The organism is Thalassotalea psychrophila, assembly GCF_031583595.1.
GTDB lineage: Bacteria > Pseudomonadota > Gammaproteobacteria > Enterobacterales > Alteromonadaceae > Thalassotalea_A > Thalassotalea_A psychrophila.
Genome location: NZ_CP134145.1, coordinates 1,717,827 through 1,733,138 on the forward strand (window position 1 = coordinate 1,717,827; position 15,312 = coordinate 1,733,138).

At 38.0% G+C, this 15,312-nt stretch carries 10 protein-coding genes; 3 read left to right on the forward strand and 7 right to left on the reverse strand.

Annotated elements, in window-relative coordinates; genetic code table 11:
- Positions 1-4: 4 nt before the first annotated feature.
- The 3 genes from pheT (at position 5) to RGQ13_RS07175 (ending at position 4,421) form a co-directional block, all read left to right on the forward strand.
- On the forward strand, positions 5-2,389 hold the full coding sequence (pheT, locus tag RGQ13_RS07165) for a phenylalanine--tRNA ligase subunit beta (protein WP_348392872.1): 2,385 nt from the start codon (positions 5-7) through the stop codon (positions 2,387-2,389).
- Positions 2,390-2,393: 4 nt separating this feature from the next.
- Complete coding sequence (gene ihfA / locus RGQ13_RS07170; protein ID WP_348392873.1) at positions 2,394-2,687, forward strand: integration host factor subunit alpha; 294 nt, start codon at positions 2,394-2,396, stop codon at positions 2,685-2,687.
- Between the two features lie 405 nt (positions 2,688-3,092).
- Positions 3,093-4,421 (forward strand): amino acid permease, encoded by a 1,329-nt coding sequence (locus RGQ13_RS07175; protein WP_348392874.1) that lies wholly within the window; start codon positions 3,093-3,095, stop codon positions 4,419-4,421.
- On the opposite strand, the gene RGQ13_RS07180 is transcribed toward RGQ13_RS07175, so the two are convergent.
- From RGQ13_RS07180 to RGQ13_RS07210, 7 genes are all read right to left on the reverse strand, one after another.
- The gene (locus RGQ13_RS07180; protein ID WP_348392875.1) at positions 4,391-5,485 is read right to left on the reverse strand and encodes an aromatic ring-hydroxylating oxygenase subunit alpha; all 1,095 of its coding nucleotides are present in this window, start codon (positions 5,483-5,485) and stop codon (positions 4,391-4,393) included. The genes RGQ13_RS07175 and RGQ13_RS07180 overlap by 31 nt on opposite strands.
- A gap of 89 nt (positions 5,486-5,574) precedes the next feature.
- Positions 5,575-6,366, reverse strand: coding sequence for a tRNA cyclic N6-threonylcarbamoyladenosine(37) synthase TcdA (tcdA, locus tag RGQ13_RS07185; protein WP_348392876.1), 792 nt, complete (start codon positions 6,364-6,366; stop codon positions 5,575-5,577).
- A 222-nt stretch (positions 6,367-6,588) separates the two neighbouring features.
- Positions 6,589-9,699, reverse strand: a complete 3,111-nt coding sequence (locus tag RGQ13_RS07190; protein ID WP_348392877.1) for an efflux RND transporter permease subunit — start codon at positions 9,697-9,699, stop codon at positions 6,589-6,591.
- Positions 9,692-12,961, reverse strand: coding sequence for an efflux RND transporter permease subunit (locus RGQ13_RS07195; RefSeq protein ID WP_348392878.1), 3,270 nt, complete (start codon positions 12,959-12,961; stop codon positions 9,692-9,694). The genes RGQ13_RS07190 and RGQ13_RS07195 overlap by 8 nt, the downstream gene beginning before the upstream one ends.
- Positions 12,962-12,997: 36 nt before the next feature.
- Positions 12,998-14,071 (reverse strand): efflux RND transporter periplasmic adaptor subunit, encoded by a 1,074-nt coding sequence (locus RGQ13_RS07200; protein WP_348392879.1) that lies wholly within the window; start codon positions 14,069-14,071, stop codon positions 12,998-13,000.
- A 349-nt stretch (positions 14,072-14,420) separates the two neighbouring features.
- On the reverse strand, positions 14,421-14,618 hold the full coding sequence (locus RGQ13_RS07205) for a hypothetical protein (protein ID WP_348392880.1): 198 nt from the start codon (positions 14,616-14,618) through the stop codon (positions 14,421-14,423).
- 1 nt (position 14,619) lies between these two features.
- Positions 14,620-15,300, reverse strand: coding sequence for a M15 family metallopeptidase (locus RGQ13_RS07210; protein WP_348392881.1), 681 nt, complete (start codon positions 15,298-15,300; stop codon positions 14,620-14,622).
- Between the last annotated feature and the right edge of the window lie 12 nt (positions 15,301-15,312).

Consider the following 15,312-nt stretch of genomic DNA (forward strand, 5'->3'; position numbering starts at 1 on the left):
TAAAATGAAATTTAGTGAATCTTGGTTACGTGAGTGGGTAAATCCTGCGATATCTGTCGATGAGTTAACTCATCAAATCACCATGGCTGGTCTAGAAGTAGACGGCGTAGATCCTGTTGCGGGTGAATTTACCAATGTTGTTGTTGGTGAAGTGATCGAATGCGGGCAACATCCAGATGCCGACAAACTACAAGTAACCAAAGTAAATGTTGGTGATGAAGTTGTTGATATCGTCTGTGGTGCTAAAAACTGTCGTTTGGGCCTTAAAGTAGCTGTTGCAAAAGTTGGTGCAGTACTTCCTGGTAACTTTAAAATTAAAAAAGCTAAATTACGCGGCGCGCCATCATACGGCATGCTTTGTAGTGAGTCAGAAATTGGTTTAGCAGAAAGTTCAGAGGGTATTCTTGAATTACCAACTGATGCGCCAATTGGTACTTGTATTCGTGAATACTTGAACTTAAACGATGTAACTATCGATGTAGATTTAACCGCTAACCGTGGTGACTGTTTAGGCATTAAAGGTATTGCTCGCGAAGTAGGCGTATTGAACAATATTGCCGTTACTGAAGTTGAAATTACTGAACAACCAGCAACAATTACCGATGCATTAGAAGTAAACATTGTAGCAGGGCAAGCATGTCCACGTTACTTAGCTCGTGTTATTAAAAATATTGATGCACAAGCAACAACACCACTTTGGATGATTGAAAAATTACGTCGTTGTGGCGTGCGTTCTATTGATCCTGTGGTTGATGTAACCAACTTTGTTTTGTTAGAGCTTGGTCATCCTATGCACGCATTTGATTTAGCTAAAATAGACGGCGCAATTAATGTTCGTTTTGCTAATGAAAATGAAGAGTTAACACTTTTAGATGGCAACGACGTTAAGCTATCAAAAGAAACACTGGTCATTGCCGATAACTCTAAAGCGTTAGCAATGGCTGGTATTTTTGGTGGTCAAGATTCAGGTGTAACTGAAACAACGACTGATATCTTATTAGAAAGTGCGTTCTTTGCGCCGCTAGCAATTTTAGGCAAAGCGCGTCAATACGGCTTACACACAGATGCTTCTCATCGTTATGAACGTGGTGTTGACCCACAGTTGCAACGTCAAGCTATTGAACGTGCAACAGCATTATTATTAGATATTGTTGGTGGTGCCGCCGGTCCTGTTGTTGAAGGTATCAGCGAAGAGCATATTCCAGCACCGCGCGTGGTTACTTTACGCCGTAATAAGTTAGATTCTCGAATTGGTATTCACATTGAAACTGAGCAAGTTACTGAAATTTTAACTCGTTTAGGTTTAACAGTTGAATTTAATGATGGTGTTTGGACAGCTACTGTACCAGCGTATCGTTTTGATATTTCAATTGAAGAAGATTTAACCGAAGAAGTTGCCCGCGTATACGGTTACAACAATATTCCGAATGTATCTCCTAAGGCTAAGCTTACAATGCGTAGCCATAAAGAAGCTAAGCTGAATATTGCTAAATTCCGTAATACCTTAGTAACTCGTGGTTACCAAGAAGCAATTACTTATTCATTTGTTGATCCAAAGGTACAATCGTTATTGCACCCTGAAGAAGAGGTCATGGTGTTACCGCATCCTATTTCTTCTGAAATGTCGGTAATGCGTTTAAGTTTATGGACTGGTTTAATTCAATCAGTTGTAAACAACCAAAACCGTCAACAAAGTCGTGTACGTTTATTTGAATGTGGTTTACGTTTTGTTCCAGACTCTGATGCTGAAAATGGAGTTCGTCAAGAAGCAATGATTTCAGGTGTAATTACCGGTCTTAAAACTGGCGAACATTGGAACCTTGAAAAAGCAGCAGTAGATTTCTTTGATGCAAAAGGTGATGTTGAAGCGTTGCTTTCTTTAACTGCTAATGCCAAGGCATATGAGTTTAAAACAGCTGACATTCCAGCATTACATCCAGGACAAACTGCGGCAATATACCGTGGTGATGTTCTAGTTGGTTATGTTGGAACTATTCATCCAGAGCTTGAACGTAAGCTTGGGCTAAATAGTCGTACATTAGCTTTTGAATTATTACAAAGTGAAATTTTGGAGCAAAAAATACCGCAAGCAGGTGCTATTTCTAAGTTCCCTGCGAACCGCCGAGACATAGCTGTAGTGGTTAAAAATGAAATAAATGCAAAAAAAGTGCTACAACTCATTGAAAAGGTTGGCACAAATCATTTAGTTAGCCTAGAATTATTTGATGTATACCAAGGTAAAGGTATCGAACCCGGTTTTAAGAGCCTTGCAATAGCATTAACATTGCAAGATAACGAGAGAACACTTGAAGACAAGGATATCTCTGAAGTCGTAAATACTGTGGTCGATGCATTAAAAAGCGAACTTGACGCATCACTAAGAGACTAACAACATGGCGCTAACCAAAGCAGAAGTATCAGAACACTTATATGAAGAACTCGGTTTAAGTAAACGAGATGCCAAAACATTGGTAGAAGAGTTTTTTGAAGAGATCAGAGGAAGTTTAGAAAGTGGCGAACAGGTTAAATTATCAGGTTTTGGTAATTTTGATTTGCGCGTTAAAAATGAACGACCAGGACGAAACCCAAAAACGGGTGAAGATATTCCTATTTCTGCACGTAAAGTTGTAACTTTTAGACCGGGGCAAAAATTAAAGAACCGCGTTGAAGAAGCTAACAACGGTTAGGGGATATAGTTATTTCATTGAAAAGGCTGCATTTTGCAGCCTTTTTTGTTTTTTACGTCCGAATAAATTCGGACCAATCTTATTTTCTAAGTTGGTTGGCGTGAATTTTAAATCATGGATGATTTAACTTAGAATTGCCACGGATGGTATAAATTCTGTATTCGCGCGTTATGGCGTAGCCACTTCTTTCATCTAGCTGGTTTTTATGGGTTAACTAGTTCCGGTTACATGGAACTGGGGTCAGAGCAAAACCCTATCTAAAAATAATAGGTTTTGGTCTGACCCCGTGTATCTGCACCTGCTAGTTCTTCGTGATTCGTTACCAAACAGAAGACCTGAGCCTTGCAGTTTTGAGTGATTACCGCTAGGTTAAATAAACAACGATAAAATAATTAAGGCTTCCCTGTGTCTAATCAAGATAAACCCTTAGGTTTTTGGACTACCACATCTTTAGTTACTGGTAATATGATCGGCAGCGGTATTTTCTTATTACCGGCATCGTTAGCATTATATGGTGGCGTAAGCATTTGGGGCTGGGTATTTTCAGCGTTGGGTTCACTAGCGCTTGCCTATATGTTTGCAAATTTAGCTCGAAAGATAAAAGGATCAGGCGGTCCCTATAATTATACCCGAGCTGAGTTTGGTGACTTTATGGGGTATTTAGTTGCTTGGGGCTACTGGGTTTGTATGTTTACGGCCAATGCCGCGATCGCTATTGCGTTGGTCAGTTATTTATCGGTATTTATACCTGAGCTGAAGCAGCAAGGGATATTTACTTTGTGCGTGACTTTGGGGACTGTTTGGTTTTTAGTATTTATAAATCTGCGAGGCGTTAAAGAAGCAGGGCGAGTGCAGTTAATTACTACTTTGCTGAAAGTTTTTCCACTACTGATCATTGCCGTAGTTGGCTTGTTTTATCTACAACCATCACATTTTCAGCCATGGAATTTGTCGGAACAATCTGATTTTTCAGCAATCGCCTCCACTGCTGTGTTGACATTATGGGCATTTCTTGGGTTAGAGTCGGCAAGTATTCCTGCGGATGAAGTTGAAAACCCCGAGAAAAATGTACCTCGAGCAGCGGTTTTAGGAACGCTTATTTCAGCCTGCATATATATACCCGGAACGGTTGCTGTAATGGGGTTAATCGAACCCAGTGTGTTAGCGCAATCCAATGCGCCATTTGCTGATGCTGCAGCTTTGTTGTTTGGTGATTGGGCGTATTATTTAGTCGGAGGTGTTGCTGTAGTGTCGTGCTTTGGTGCGCTAAATGGCTGGACTTTATGTGTTGGTCAAGTACCGATGTCGGCGGCGAAAGATGGCTTGTTTCCACAAGTGTTTGCCGAGCAATCAAGTAAAGGAGTTCCGGTTAAAGGTATTGTAATATCGTCAATATTAGTTTCTCTGCTAGTTCTAATGAACTTTGAACAAAGGTTGGTCGATCAGTTTACCTTTATTATATTGCTATCAACCTTAACTTCAGTTTTGCCATATTTAGTATGTGCAGTGGTGAATTTCAGAATGCTCATGCGTGACTCCAAATCTGCTAAGTCTAAGCCTTCAACAATAACACTACTATTAGCTGTAATAGCTATATTATTCTCAATTTGGATCATTGTGAATATGGGAATAACCACAATTATTTGGGGTTTTGTTTTACTTGCTGCTGCAATACCATTTTATTTTATAATGAAAAGAAGCCCTCAATCAGTACCGGCCGCAGATAAGTCTTGATGTAATAACTGATGGAATAAATGTTCACCAGCTTCTTTAGATACTGATAAACGACCGGTATCATAACCTTTAGAAGCTAATCCTCGTTGTACCGACTCGCATACATAAGAGTCTTCACCTTGCACTTTATTAGCAATTGTTACGCTGTTGTCTTTAAACTCCAGAGTGTTTTTGGGGTTGCTACCATCAAAGAAGTAATCAAAAATCACTCGGCACGAATCAACATTGATAGGTTCAACAATCATTATTCCCATTATGCCATCGTATAAATTAAACATAACATTAGGGTATTGCCAAAAATAACGGGCTGTACCGGTACGTACAGCTGAGAAGTCATTATCTCTTTGTTTGGTTGGGCAAGATTGTAAGCAATATTTGTCTTTGATTTCAATTTTATAAAATTTTCCATCAAGGGCACTGTTTAAGCCTTTGTGTAATATTGGTACGTGATAGCCGCCATCTAAATAATTATCAACATACACTTTCCAATTACAATTCATCTCGTAACTAACACGTTTATGAAAACTCATTTTTGCGCTGTTCAATGGTTTAAATTGATTGGTTAAATCACCTAAAAATTCAAGCAACGGTGGCGCGTTTTCATTTAAACAAATAAAAACCCATTGCTGCCATATTTCAGCTCTAACTTCTTTTAAACCATTTTTACTTTTATCAAAATCGCACACACCTTCAAATTTTGGTGTTGTTGCCAATGACCCATCAAGTTTATAACTCCAGGCATGATAAGGGCAGGTTAGAGCTCTTGCGCAACCAGAGCCTGTCTCCATAACTTGCGCCGCATGATGACGGCAAACATTATAAAAAGCTTTAATTGTTTCAGAACGAACGATAACAATGGGCTGACCGGCTATTTCAGTCGCCACATAATTACCTCGTTGTTGCAGTTGCTCAACACGAGCGGCAATGAGCCAATTATTAGCAAATACGGTGTCTTGTTCTAAATTAGCTATTTCAGCATTTGTATACCAGGCACTTGGTGGGGTCGAAGCTTGTTCAAGTGGAATTGAGCTGTTGTAATTGTTAATAATATCTTTGATATTCATTCACTATCTCTTTTTATTCTTATTAGCAATAAGTTGCAATAAAAACAGTATAGTAAATTTTAAAGGAGTCAGTACCCTTCAAACCCTATTTAGGCTTGGCGTTGTTTTTTCGCTAGATATTTAGTCATTGCTTTACTTACAGCAAAAAAAGCAAAGCTAGCGGTAACATGTGTTGCTGCGCCAAAACCGCCACTGCAATCTAAACGCATTCCGCCATCATTACTTTGTTTAGCATGACAAACACCACCTTCGCTAGTTGGGTACATTAACTGCTCAGTGGAGAATACCGCATCAATACTAAATTTTCGTTTTACATTTTTAGGAAAATTAAAATCACGACGTAATTGATTTTTAACTTTCGCTAAAAGTGGGTCTTGATAGGTTTTACTTAAATCTGTAATTTCTATTTTAGTAGGGTCTATTTGACCGCCAGCTCCACCGACAGTAATCATAGGTATTTTTTGACGTTTACAATGAGCAATTAGCGAAGTTTTTACTTTAACCGAATCAATGGCATCTATAACGTAATCGAATTTATTGGTGATTAATTCAAATAAATTCTCTTGGGTGATAAAATCTTCAACTTCATTAACGACACATTCAGGGTTGATTTGTTTTATGCGCTCAGCCATTACCTCAACTTTGCCTTCACCTATAGTGTCAGCTAACGCATGAATTTGGCGGTTCGTATTGGTGATACAAATATCATCTAAGTCGATTAAGGTAATTTGGCCGATACCATTTCGAGCAAGCGCCTCAGCGGCCCATGAGCCAACCCCACCTATGCCGATTACGCAAAAGTGTGCTTGTTGGATATGCTTAGCGCCATCAACGCCATATAAGCGTTCAATACCACCAAAACGTAATTGATAATCAGACATTTAAAACCACTGTAATAATTGATAAATAAAATCCGCGCTATTATACCGAAAAAACTAGGGTCAGAGTCAAGTTAGATCCTGAAACAAGTTCAGGAAAGGTAAAGGGAGTTAGGGAAACAACAGGATAAAAAAGAGGGTGGCAATAAAAGGCCGCGATATTTTATTTGCATAAAATATCACTGCCCTTTAACTTGACTCTGACCCTAGTTTTAACTTATTTGTCTAGGCTTTGATCACTTTGCTGATGATGTTTTTGGAATTGCCAATTAATTTTGAGGTATAGGCTTTTAAGCGCAGCAGTAAAACATAAGCAAGAGGTACTAGATATAAACTGGTGACAGTTGAAAACGTAAGGCCGCCAATTATTGCAATTGCCATTGGTGCATATGTTGGACCATCACCGCCAACTTGCGTGTTGCCAAGTGCTAATGGGATCAAGCCTAAAATGGTGGTTGATACAGTCATCAAAATAGGGCGTAATCTGTCCTTACAGCCTTGCATTACTGCCGCTTCTATTTCTTGCCCATTTTCAATTAATTGATTGATCCTATCGACTAACACAATACCATTGTTAACGACGATTCCCATCAGAATTAGCATGCCAATCATACCCATTACCGACATCGTACTACCGGTTATTAAAAACGCCCAGAATACTCCAACAAAAGAGAATAACAAAGAGGTGATAACCGCGGTTGGTAATAGCAAGCTTTCAAATAAAGCTGCCATAACAATGTAAATCATACAGACGGCAAGTAACATGTTTAGACCCATGACATCTTCAGTTTCATCTTGGCGAACAAAGCTGCCATCTAGGTTGTAATTGTAACCCGATGGGAGAGCAATGGTAGATAACATTGCTTCAAGCTTTTCTTTTGCATCATCTAAAGTCATATCATCTAAATTTGCTTGTATGGTGATTGCTGTTTGGCGATTGTAACGACGGATTTCACTTAATCTTGGTTTAATGTTCATAGTCGCAACGTTATCTAGCGTAATGATTTTTCCGTCGTGTTCTATTACCGGAAGTTTTTTTAATTCATCGATAGATTTTTTTACTTTTAGATCATAATTAAGCCAGATATCTAATTCACCACTATCACCATGACGATAGGTTCTAAGTGGCTGTCCACGTAGCGCTAAGGCAATTGCACTAGAAACGTCTTGAGTACTTAGACCATGGCGAAATGCAGCCGTTCTATCGACAGTAATTTGCATTTCTTTTTTCTCACCACGGATGTCAGAAGTAACATCGGTAATGCCGTCAATATGCTCAATTAATGGTATAAGGTTATTTTTTAACTCTATTAAAACGTCAGTAGATATACCGGTTAAGTTAATTTGGACGCCGCCACCATTACCTTGATCAAAACCAAAGCGAGGAGTAGCTCGAACAAATTTAGGCAAATTTTCACGGATCTTTTCTTTTAACTCATTCATTGATATTGGTAACTCACCATCATGCAAAATCAATGTTGTTTGTAGGCTGTGAGCAGCGTAATAGCTATAAACAGAATCAATTAAAAACTCTTCTTTATTGCTATACAGGTAGTCTTCCATTTTGCTTATTATTTTTTCTGATGTGTCGAAATTGAACTGGTCATTTATTTCCCAGCTAATAAACAGACGATTATCATTAAAATTTTGCTCTTCATCACCGGTAACGAACTGCAACGGAATCGCAATACTGAATAAAATTAATAGGGCAATAATTGATGTCGCTATTTTATGATGATGAGTCCAACGTAAACTTTTTAAATAAAAGTTCTCAAGTCGATTGGCTTTGGCTTGGTTCTGACTTGGCTTTATTTGCGATTTGATTTTACTTGTTAGTAAAGGGATTAACGTTTGGGCAATCAATAGTGACGCAAATAATGATATACAAATAGCAATGGCGACGTGTTCTAAGAAAATGGTGATGTCTATTTTTTTACCGACAATATTTGGCAAGAACACAATCATGGTAGTTGCTGTACCTGCGATCACCGCAAGGGAAACTTTATTTACGCCTTTTTTAGTCGCTTCAACAATATCGTCAGTTTTTTGCTTTTCTTGAAATATTGATTCAGTTATCACTACTGAATTATCAACCAACATACCTACAGCCAACAATAAGCCCATCATTGATAAAATATTTAAACTATAACCGGCAAAGTACATAACCCCTAAGGTAATACAAATTGAAATAGGCACTGATAGCACCACAATCATGGTGGTAACAAAATGACGTAAAAATATATACAGCATACCTACGGATAAAAGAGCTCCTAGCATGCCTGCGTTTAATAAATCAGACAAAGAATCGGTTACGCCTTTTGCCGTATCATCCATAACGTAAAGGTTTATGCCATTAAACTGCGGGTTATCATTAACTTCTTCAATAACTTTTAATACGCGCTTTGAAACATCAACCAAGTTGGCATTTGACTCTTTCAGAATGTTCATGCCTATGGCGTAGGTTTGATCTAAATGTCTTCCTTCCCAGGGAATAGGTAGCGTCATTTCAACACTGGCAATATCTTTTAAAAGGATATTATCTTGTACGATCAAATTTTTAATTTCATCAATGCTGCGATACTCGCCCACTGGATTAACCATTACTTTTTTGCCGTTGTCATAAAAATGACCGGCTGCCATTGAGAAATTATTCTCATTTAGGTTTTTGACTAGCAGCGCTCTATCAATATGTAAAGCCACTAATTTGTCCGGGTCTAAGCGAATGCTTATTTGACGTTTATCAACGCCATATAGCTCTACTTTACTTACCCCTTGTACTCGTTCTAATGGGCGCTTTAAGTTTCTATCAAGTAAGTCATAGGCCATTGATAAATCTTGTTCTGATGAGATCCTAAGTTGAAAAATGGGGAAGTCATTGGTGTTAAATTGGTAAACTAGAACTCGTTCAACATCACGGGGTAGCAAATGGCGAATTGCATCTACGTTTTCACGAGCTTCAATACTTTTTGCATTGATATTATCATCCCACTCAAACTCTAATTGTATGTCTGCGCCGCCTTCATGAGAAGTCGAACGCATGCGTTTTATACCTGATATGGTTGCTAATGACTCTTCAATTGGGCGAGTTATCAAGCGCTCTACTTCTGCTGGTGATGCATCGGGGTAGGGAACATTAATCCAAAGTTGTGGAATGTCGATACCTGGAAACTTTTCCAGCGGTAGTAAACGACTAGAAATAATGCCGGTCAGTAATAAAGACAAAAATATCATGATCACGGTAACGGGGCGTTTTAAAGCAAAAGTCGCGAGTGTTGCACCAAGTGTTTCTTTCTTCTCGCTCGCAGTAAGATTAGATTGCATTTTAGAACTAGGCATTTGCTTCTCCAAAACGCTTGCGGTCAAAAACGCTGTATAGAACAGGGATGAAAAATAGCGTTAAAAGCGTGGCAAATAACAAGCCAAAAATTACCGTAATAGCCATTGGTGCTCTGATTTCAGCGCCGTCACCAGAACTTATTGCTAATGGTAGTAAGCCTAGGGTTGTGGTCAACGTTGTCATTACAATAGGGCGTAAACGAGATGTCGCTGATGCCATAATAGCATCACCTTTAGCCATACCTGACTCGCGAAGTTGGTTAATGCGATCAACTAATACAATGGCGTTATTAACCACTATACCGGCTAGCATGATCAGCCCGATAAAAACAATGACACTCAGTGACGTTTGGGTAATATACAGGCCATAAATTGACCCTGCAGCAGCTAATGGCACGGTAAACAATATGAGTAACGGATGCAGTAAAGATTCAAATTGCGAGGCCATCACTAAATACACAAGAAAAACCGCAAGTAGCAAGGCATACATAAGCGAGGTAAACGACACATCCATTTCTTCATTTTGGCCGGTAATGTTGGCACTAACGTTTAAAGGAATATTTAATTCATCAATAATGCTTTGTACCTCTTGTACAGCGGCATTGATATCACCAAAAGCAAAATTAGCCGAAATAACCGCTGCTCGTTGTTGTCCGATGCGAGTAATTTCACTAGGTCCAACTGAAAGCTTTACCTCGGCTACCGCTGAAAGAGGGATAGCTTTATCACTTTGTGGATTAATAATAATTTGTTTTATATCGTTAACCGAATCTCTACTTGCTTCATCGGCGCGCACTAAAATATCAACCTTCTTATCTTTTATCGAATATTGACTGGCAATTGTGCCACCAACTTTGGTTGATAATAATTTTGCCACTTGCGGCGCCGTTAAACCAAGTTGTGCTAAACGTTGATGATCGAAAAATACTTTTATTTCAGGATGACCATTTTGCAAAGAAGTTTTTACATCAATAAAGCGTTTATTATCATTAAGTTTGTTAGTGATCACATCGCTATAGTGTTTAAGTAAATCTAAATCAAAAGCCGAAAGTTCAATTTCAATTGGTGGCTTAAAGCTAAATAGTTCAGGGCTTGAAAATTTCATTTGAATCCCTGGAATTGTTTGCAAATACTTGCGCAAGTGCATCATAACCAATTGTTCATCGGCTTTCGTGCTACCTTCTTTTAGTACCACATTTAATCGACCCCAATAATCACCACCTTGAGCTGGTGATGCGTTCATTAAGCTACCTGTTCCGGCTAAAGCATAGCTTCTATCAACTTGTGTTAACGTTGCTGCTTCGTTAGAAAGTTTGGCCAAAGTACTATCGGTTTGTTCTAAAGGCGTACCGGGTTGTTGGCTAATTTCTACATAAAACTCACCTTGTGCTAAAGACGGGATCGCTTCGACATTTAATTGTTTAACTAATGGAATAGCCGATGTGCTCATAGCAATGATAATAATAAGTACAGCAACTCGTTGGTTTAAGGCAATAGCCAAAAGGTTTTGATATAAGCTAGCTAAGCGATTATAAACTTTATCGAATATCCACAACAGTGGCGTAAAAACTTTGCTTAACAGTAGTTTTAAACCCCTAAACGTAAAGGTAATCACCATAGAAATAAGTAATGGTAGGTAATAAAATAATCCTCTAAACAACCAAATAAACGGTGTAGCTAAGTGATATTTTACTTTTTGAAATTTACTAGCATTAATGGTTAATTGGCGCTTACTGGTGATGTCTTCATCAACACTTGATTGCTTAAACTCACGTGATGACAACATTGGAATAAGGGTCAAAGCAACGATAAGCGAAGCTAATAAGGCAAAAGTAACCGTTAACGCCTGATCTCTAAATAATTGTCCTGCGATACCTTCGACAAACACCAACGGAAAGAAAACCGCCATAGTGGTTAATGTCGAGGCCATAATTGCCGTAGATACTTCTTTTGTGCCTATTACGGCTGCATTTTTATTGGCAGCGCTTTCTGAGCCATCTAATAATTCTTTTTGGCGAGCGATGTTTTCTAATACTACAATAGAATTATCTACTAATAAGCCTACCGCTAACGCAATTCCACCTAAGCTCATGATATTCAGACTAATATCATTACCATACATTAAATTAAATGTGGCAATTACCGACACTGGAATTGAAATAGATATTATTGCAGTTGCCCAAATGTTTTTTAAGAAAAAGAATAAAATCAGCATAGATAATAAGCCACCAATAATTGCGGCGTTTTTTACTTCACTAATGGCGTTAGCGATAAACTTTGATTGGTCATAAACTTTAACAAGCTCTAAACCTTCGGGCAGTTCCTCGGTTAATTGTTCCACTCGAAAATCCACACTTTTGGCAACTTTAACAGTATTTGCATCACCTTCTTTATATAAAGCGATTTCTACTGCTTCAGCACCGTTAACACGGGTAATTGACGTACGCTCTTTGTGTGAATCAATAACTTTGGCAATATCAGACAAGCGAATGTGTTTACCATCTACACTGGTAATATAGACATTGCGCATGTCATTTAAGCTTTTGAATTGGTTTAAGGTGCGTACTAGATATTCTTGTGTGCCATCTTCTACACGACCGCCCGATTGGTTGATATTTTCTTGCTGTAATCGTTCAACAATAAGCTGGCTGTCAATACCAAGTTGGCTAACTTTATGTTGGTCAATTAAAATTTGAATTTCTTTTTCGAAGCCGCCGCCCAATTTTACTGACGCAACGCCACTGACCGATTCAAGCTTTCTTTTTAACTCTTCGTCGGCATAGTCTCTTATTGATTTAAGTTTTTGTTCATCAAAGTTTTCACTACTTTGTTTTGTTTTCAAAGCAAAACGAATAATAGGATCTAAATTAGGGTTAAACCGTAATAACAGAGGTTTTTTTACGTCTAGGGGGAGGCGGATAACATCGAGCTTTTCTCGAACTTCAAGGCTGGCGAAGTCCATCTCTGTTCCCCATTCAAATTCAAGCAATACATCTGACTGACCTGCTTTTGAGATTGACTGTATATTGCGCACACCTTTAACAATACCAACAGCTTCCTCAATAGGTTTTGTAACAAGCTGTTCAACTTCTCCTGGTGCTGCACCTATATAATCGGTACGAATTGTTAGAGTAGGGTAAGATAATTCTGGTAATAAATTAACCGATAACTTTGATAGACTCACCATACCAAATAACAGCACAGCAAACGTAAACATCCATACAGTTACCGGCCTTTTAACCGCAACATTAACCACGTTCATAGTAATTTCCTTGAATTTTTATTTTTATTATATTACTTAAATAGCTTCAATTACTTGAATTACGGCTTGATCTTTTAAATTGTTTTGACCTGTAGTTACCACCATGGCATCTAAGTCTAAGCCACCAATAATTTCGACAAATGATTCATCTTCGTAGCCAAGAGTTACTACAGTTTTATGGGCTTTATTGTCATCAATGGTAAACACTGTATGTTTGTTATCCATTGATATAAGAGCTTTTTTAGGCAAAAGTTTAGTGTTGTTATGTACGTCATAAACCAGTTTAACTTGCGCAAACATACCTGCTTTAAGTTTATTGTCAGGATTTTCAACTCTAAGTTTTACGCTAAATGTACCGGTATCTGAGTCAACAACAGGGCTTATACGTTCAACATGAGCGATCACATGTTCGTTTGGAAATGCAGTAAAACTAAGCTTAGCTGGTTGGTTTAAGCGCAACTTACTTAATTCTTGTTCAGGTAAATTTACTGTGCTTTCTAATACTTGCATTTTAACGATATGAAAAAGTTTTTGGCTTTGATATTGCTCAACCAGGTTACCTTCCTTAACGTAACGCTTTGAAATATACCCTGAAATTGGTGCCAGTATTTTTGTTTCTTTTAAATCTAGCTCAGCAATTTTTACATTAGATTTAGCAATTTCATATTGCCACTTTAATTTATCAAACGTATCAGTACTCACTAGTTTTTGACTATGAACTTTATTAATTCTGTCTAATTCTATTTTTAAACTTGAAAGTTCAGCTTGTGCTTTTTCAGCTCTTAATTGAAATCGTTCTGGTTCTATTTCAGCAAGTAACTCGCCGGCCTCAACGAATTGGCCCTCTTCTACGTAAAGCTTTTCTAAAATACCTGATGCTTTTGAAATAACTTCCGCTTCTTCTTTTGGTTCTAACACCGTAGTTGAAACATAGTTAGAACTGATGTCACCACTTTGTACTAAGGCAACTTCTACAGGGATGGCAATTACTTCAGCGGGTTTGTCTTCAGCTACGGCTTCTGCATTATTACAACCCGTTATGAATATTGAAGAAGAAAGCATTGTTGATACTAGCAGCACAGATTTTAAATTGAATTTAGGAGATTTCATCACTTTTTACCTTATATATTGTCAGCCCGTATTAAGTACGGGATAACAAAAGTCGTATTATCTAGACCTAACGTTGCATTGACTGTGCCAACTGTAATAAAAATATTTTTAATGTTAATTTTCAGTAGGTTAGGCGTTTGAAGTATTTAAGGATATTTTAGATGTTTTGCGATATTAGTTAAATTTACAAAATGTTAGCAAATATAACTAAATGTTAATGAAATGTTAAAAATTGATACTTTTCATGGAGTTATAATGTGCAGGGAGAGTGTAAGAATTTGTGTATTGGAGAACTCAATAAGCAGGAAATCGACTCTCGTCGTCCCGTACTTGTTACGGGATCTACTAGTTAGCGGTTATTTTTGCGGTGCTCACGTTGTTGTTCAATTTCTTCTTTTCGTTTTACGCCTGCTCTAGGTAGAGTTTCTTGTAAATCGTTTAGGCTGTTTTTACGAATAGGTTTTGCACTTTTTTGCAACATTGATAAATTACCAATAAGTGTGGCAACAACTGCAATTATGATGGCGATAATTACCCAAGAGTCCATATTAAGGTGTTCCTACATTAATAATGTATTGATTATAGATAATATCTAACATGGCTAAAAGGTCAGTTTTATTTGATATCTCACTTGTCGCTAAACAATCTCTAAGCAAATCTAGTGTAAGTTTCGAACTGTACATACTCGCCAATGGGTGATACGAAATATGCCAAGGCTCAGCCGCAACCCCACCACGATATAAATCATAAGGACGGTAAAAGCCAAAATCTTTCATATTTTCATCGAGCCATTTGGTTAACGGTGCTTGTGGACCCGTTGCTTCATACTCCCAAGATTCAAGCTGCAATGGTTTATCATTGAGGAGATCAGGGTCGTATACATCAATATCTGTGCCCCAATGGTGCCGACTCGCACCAGGCAAGGCAGAAAAGAGTAAAATGCTTGTGATCTTTTCTTGGATTTTTAAATCTGCAAGATTTAACTTTTGATTATTAATATCTAACACATTCCGCTGACCAGACAACTTGCCATTAAATATGGCAAGCTGTTGGTCAAAAGAGCGATAACCACTGGCTATTTTTAGATTAAAGCCTGCTGCTAAAGCCGCTTGTTGTAATTTTAAAAATGCATCAACCATTGCCTTATGCACACCAACTCTGTCATTGAGGTAGTGAATATGTGCATCAGTGCAACCAGTAATACTGGCTTTCGATATCGCTGTTGGCATAGGTTGAATAAA

What these genes read in the sequence shown, in the direction of transcription:
- pheT (WP_348392872.1), top strand. Translation starts at nt 5, where the DNA reads ATGAAATTTAGTGAATCTTGGTTACGTGAGTGGGTAAATCCTGCGATA.
- ihfA (WP_348392873.1), top strand. Translation starts at nt 2,394, where the DNA reads ATGGCGCTAACCAAAGCAGAAGTATCAGAACACTTATATGAAGAACTC.
- RGQ13_RS07180 (WP_348392875.1), bottom strand. Translation starts at nt 5,485, where the DNA reads ATGAATATCAAAGATATTATTAACAATTACAACAGCTCAATTCCACTT.
- tcdA (WP_348392876.1), bottom strand. Translation starts at nt 6,366, where the DNA reads ATGTCTGATTATCAATTACGTTTTGGTGGTATTGAACGCTTATATGGC.
- RGQ13_RS07190 (WP_348392877.1), bottom strand. Translation starts at nt 9,699, where the DNA reads ATGCCTAGTTCTAAAATGCAATCTAATCTTACTGCGAGCGAGAAGAAA.
- RGQ13_RS07195 (WP_348392878.1), bottom strand. Translation starts at nt 12,961, where the DNA reads ATGAACGTGGTTAATGTTGCGGTTAAAAGGCCGGTAACTGTATGGATG.
- RGQ13_RS07200 (WP_348392879.1), bottom strand. Translation starts at nt 14,071, where the DNA reads ATGAAATCTCCTAAATTCAATTTAAAATCTGTGCTGCTAGTATCAACA.
- RGQ13_RS07205 (WP_348392880.1), bottom strand. Translation starts at nt 14,618, where the DNA reads ATGGACTCTTGGGTAATTATCGCCATCATAATTGCAGTTGTTGCCACA.
- RGQ13_RS07210 (WP_348392881.1), bottom strand. Translation starts at nt 15,300, where the DNA reads ATGCCAACAGCGATATCGAAAGCCAGTATTACTGGTTGCACTGATGCA.